We start from the raw sequence: 4,567 nt of genomic DNA, 5'->3' as shown, positions 1-4,567 counted from the left end.
GTCCGCATACACCGACAGATCCACCGGAGCCAGATCCAGCACACCCCCCACCGGAAAACCCGGCCCACGCAACGAGAACTGCTCCCACAACCGCCAACGGCGGCCCAGCAGCGGAGCGCCGTCGTCACTCATGGGCCACGCCCGCCGGGGTGTCCGCGAGCTCCTCGGCGACGATCTCCGCGAGTTCCTCGGGGGTGGGGTAGGCGAAGACGAGGGCGACCGCGATCTCGGTGCCCAGCGCCTCCTGGATGCGGCCGGTGATCTGGAACGCCGTCAGCGAGTCACCGCCGGACTCGAAGAAGTCCGCCTTCTCGTCGAGTCCTTCGTTGCTCAGTGCCTCCTGGTAGAGGCCGGTGATCAGTTCGGTCAGCCCGGCGGTGCTCCGCCGATCCCACGCGACGGTCTGGTCCTGAACGGTCATGATGACTCCTTTGAACGAAGAGGAAGGTGAAGAAGAAGCGGTGGTGAGGGGAGCGCGCGTCACTGCAGGACGGACAGCGGTGGTACGGGGGACGGCGGGGCCGCAGGTCCCGCCTCCGCGGCGCCGCCCACTCCCATGGCGGCCAGGGCGGAGGGCGAGTTGCCGCCGGAGACGACCACGGCCGTGCGTCCGTGGAAGCCGCGCCGGAGCGCGCCGGCCAGGGCGACACTGCCGCTCGGTTCGGCGGGCAGGCCGGCCCGGTGCAGCAGCTCCATGGCCCGGAGGATCTCCCCGTCCTCGACTGCGACCAGTTCGTCGACCCGCCGCTGGATGATGGGAAAGGTGATCTCGCCGGGCCGCTGGCCGCGCAGTCCGTCGGCGACGGTCTGCGAGGCGGGCACCTCCACCGGGCTCCCGGCCTCGAGCGATACGGCGTAGCGGCACGCCTGCCGGGGCTCCACGCCGATGACGCGCGGCGGGCGCGCGGCCAGGGCTGCCGCGAGGCAGCTGCCCGCCAGCAGCCCTCCGCCGCCGACCGGGACGAAGAGCAGATCGATGTCGGGCGCCTCCTCCAGGATCTCCAGGACGACGGTGCCCTGGCCCGCGACGACCAGTTCGTCGTCGGAGGAGGGCACCAGCAGGGCGCCGGTGTCCTCCGCCAGTTCCCGGGCGCGCTGGTCGCGTGCGGCGACGCCGCCGTCGACCGTGAGCACCCGGGCGCCCAGCCGGCGGATGGCGTCGGCCTTGGCCCGGCCCGCTCCGGCGGCCATCACGACGGTGGCCTCGGCGCCGATCCGGCGGGCGAGCGCGGCCACCGCGATGCCGTGGTTGCCGGAGGACCCCGCGACCACGGTGACACTGTCCTGGCCGAGCATGGCGTTGGCGGCGCCACGCGCCTTGAAGGAGCCTCCGTGTTGAAGGTGTTCGGCCTTGAGCAGCAGTCCGCGCTGTCCGGGTCCGAACAGTGCGGGCAAGGCGTCGGCGGCCAGCAGCGGCGTACGCCGTACGGGTCCGCGGATCCGTACGGCCGCCGCCCGCACGTCGGCCGGGCCGAGGCGGGTTCCGGCGGCGGTCATGGCGTCCGGCCCGCGCTCTGCGGGGCGCGGGCCAGCAGGGCGGCCCGGTCGGTCTTCCCCGTGCGGGTGGTGGGCAGCCGCTCGATGCGCTGGAAACCGCGCGGCATCATGTGGGGCGGCAGAGTCCTTGCCAGATGTCTGCGCAGCTCCGCGTTGGTGACCGCGTCGAGCGAGCCGGTGACATGGGCTTGCAGGAACGTCTTTCCCCGCTCGTCCGGTTCGGCGGTGACCACGGCCCCGGTCACCCGGGGGTGGCTGAGCAGTACGCCTTCGATCTCGGCCGGGTCGACCCGGTAGCCCCGGATCTTCACCTGCCGGTCGGAGCGGCCCAGATACTCCAGTACGCCGTCCTGTCCCACCCGCGCCAGGTCCCCGGTGCCGTAGGCGCGGGCGCCCGGCGGCCCACCGGGGTCCGGCCGGAAGCGGTCGGCGGTGAGCTCGGGCCGCCCTCTGTAGCCGCGTGCCACACCGATGCCGCCGAGAGTGATCTCGCCGACCTCCCCCGGGGGCGTCTCCCGTCCGTCGGGGCCGGTCAGGGTGACCGTCATCCCGTCGATGGCGGTCCCGATCAGGTCCGTGGTGGTGTCCGGTTCGGGAGGGACCGCGTAGCGGGTCGCGGTCATGGTGCACTCGGTGGGGCCGTACTGGTTGACCAGGCTGCCGGGCAGCAGCCGGCGGGAACCGGAGCTGAGGAACGGCAGCAGTGACTCACCGCTGGCCACGACCGTGCGCAGTCCGCCGAGGCGCTCCTCGGCCCGGTCCTGCTGGGCGAGGAAGGTGAGAAAGGACGGGGTGACGCTGAGCAGGGTGTCGACGCCCTCGCGCCGCAGGATCTCCGCGAAGCTGTCGGCTCGCAGCAGGGTGCTCCGTTCCGCCAGGACCACGGTGCCCCCGGCGACCAGCGGGGCGAAGGTGTCGCGGATGGAGGCGTCGTAGCCGAGGGGGGCGACCTGGAGTGCCACGGTGTGCGGGCCGAGACCGTAGTCGCGGGCGACGAAGTGGAGATACGAGTCGAGGCCCGCGCGCTCGATCAGGACGGCGTTGGGGGTGCCGGTCGAGCCGGAGGTGTGGCTGACGTACGCCAGCTGCCGCCCGGAGACCTCCGGCCGCACGGCGGGCGTTCCGGCGGCTCGCACGCGGTGGGAGCCGTCCCAGCTGTCCGGTTCGCCCAGCTCGTCGAGGTCGATCACCGTTCCCTGGGCCATCAGCCCCGCGTGCCCTCGCACCGTGCCCCGGGTGAGCAGGGCCGTGGCGCCGCCGCTGCGGACCATGGCGGCCAGCCGGGCCGGCGGCTGTGTCACGTCCAGGGTGAGGAAGGCACCTCCGGCCCGGAGTACCGCCGCCACCGCGACCACGCTCTCCGGCCCCGGTTCCAGGGCGATGGCGCAGACCCGCTCGCGCACTATTCCCCGGTCGGTCAGGACGTGGGCCAGCCTGTCGATCCAGGCGTCGAGCCCGCGGTAGCTGATGGTGCGACCGGGGGCGCGCAGAGCGGTGGCCTCCGGCGTACGCACAGCGTGGGCCTGGTCGACGGCGACGAAGCGGAGTTCGGAGGTGTAGGCGTTGCCCTGGTCGTCGGTGAGCCAGGCGTGTTCCGGACTCGGCAGCATCTCGGTGACGGTGAGCTTGGCCTGAGGATCCTTCCGCGCCAGCCGCCGGGCGGCCTTGGCGAGAATGTTCACGTACACCGGGGCATCGAAGTCCACATAGAACGGACGCGGCTCGGTCGGCGACACCACGAACATTCTCCTCCGCGAACTCCAGATCCCCACCCGTGAACCGCCACGACTCCCGGCTCACCACCAGCTTGTCCACCGCCACCCGAGGCACATGATCCGCGTCGATGCGGAGGGCGAAGCGGTCCATCACGCGGTTGGTGAGGGCGTGGCTGAAGACGTCCAGTACGTCGAACTCGCTGCCGTCCGGCAGGACGGCCGTGAGCCGGCCGTCGCGGTCGGTCACGGTGACCTCGGCGCTGAGCACGGTGCGGTCCCGGTGCGGGTCGCTGGTGTGTTCGGCGACGGCCACGAAGTAGTCCTCCGGGCGGTCCAGGGCGGGGCGGCTGCGTGCCGACCACTTCAGCGGCAGCTCCTTGGGCAGCATCGGCATCAGCCGGGGCCCGGGGAAGTCGCGGTCGGTCTCGGCGATCAGCTCCTCGACGGCCGGATGCTGGTTGACGAAGAGCGAGGCGGCGACGGTGTTCATGGCGATGTGCAGTTCGCCCAGGACGAGTTCGAAGTCGCCCCGTTCGACCGAGGCGGCGTCCTTGGCCATGATCAGTACGTCGGGGCTGACGTAGCGGGAGAGCGACCAGCCGTCGCGCGGGCCGTCGAACTCCTCCCGTACCCGGTCGGCGATGTCCGCCGAGGACAGCTGTACCCGGCGGGCGCCTTCCGGGGCATCGATGATCCGGGCCCAGCGGTCGCGCAGCTCGGCACCGATCCGGTCCGCCTCCGGCATGGACGCCGCGTGCGGGGCCGGCAGGCAGGCGAACCAGAGCGAGGCGAGATCGGTGGTGGGGCGGTCGCCGCGCACACGGTCGAAGCTCTCCCGGATCCGGGCGCGCATGGATTCCGCGTACCGGCTGGTCAGCCAGCCCACGGCCGTCAGGCACAAAGAGAGCGGGGTCAGCTCGTCCAGGACGGCGGTGCTGAGCCGGGCGGTGGCGGAGCGCCGGGTGTCGGAGTAGACCAGCGAGCGGTTGGGCGCGGTGCGGGTGCCCTTGGCGCGCTGGGACGCGGTGTCGGTGATGCGGGTGAAGTCCTCCTCCAGCGCGGCGAGCGCCTCGCACAGAGCACCGGCGTCACGGCCGGCCGCCTCCACCCGCTCACGGCCCCGCTCCAAAACCTCCAACGGCTCCAGCGCGCCCCGCCGCAGCTCCGGATCACCCACCCGCTCGAGAGGCGAAGGGAATGCGGCGTGGGGGTATCCAGGCCATCAGACGACCGTCCGCCGACAACGTCCTGGCCAGCGCGTCGATCGACCAACTGGAGAAGAACACCGACGACGACTCCGTCAGCCCCTCCCCCGCATCGATCTCCACCCCACCCACCGAACGATCGACACGCCC

Annotated in this window: 2 protein-coding genes and 1 pseudogene; all 3 read right to left on the bottom strand. The window is 72.4% G+C overall.

Features of this window, described 5'->3' with window-relative positions; translation table 11 throughout:
* Positions 1–124: 124 nt before the first annotated feature.
* Positions 125–421, bottom strand: coding sequence for an acyl carrier protein (locus IA22_RS0133585; protein ID WP_015580238.1), 297 nt, complete (start codon positions 419–421; stop codon positions 125–127).
* 59 nt (positions 422–480) lie between these two features.
* The gene (locus IA22_RS0133580) at positions 481–1,497 is read right to left on the bottom strand and encodes a threonine ammonia-lyase (protein WP_014152233.1); all 1,017 of its coding nucleotides are present in this window, start codon (positions 1,495–1,497) and stop codon (positions 481–483) included.
* A pseudogene (locus IA22_RS38475) lies at positions 1,494–4,567 on the bottom strand (amino acid adenylation domain-containing protein); the annotation flags it as partial. The pseudogene IA22_RS38475 and the gene IA22_RS0133580, both read right to left, overlap by 4 nt.

This window comes from Kitasatospora papulosa (assembly GCF_000717245.1).
Classification (GTDB): Bacteria; Actinomycetota; Actinomycetes; order Streptomycetales; family Streptomycetaceae; genus Streptomyces; species Streptomyces papulosus.
This window is presented reverse-complemented; position numbering and strand designations above follow the sequence as displayed.

Coding starts and splice junctions, on each gene's coding strand:
- IA22_RS0133585 (WP_015580238.1), bottom strand. CDS start 421: ATGACCGTTCAGGACCAGACCGTCGCGTGGGATCGGCGGAGCACCGCC.
- IA22_RS0133580 (WP_014152233.1), bottom strand. CDS start 1,497: ATGACCGCCGCCGGAACCCGCCTCGGCCCGGCCGACGTGCGGGCGGCG.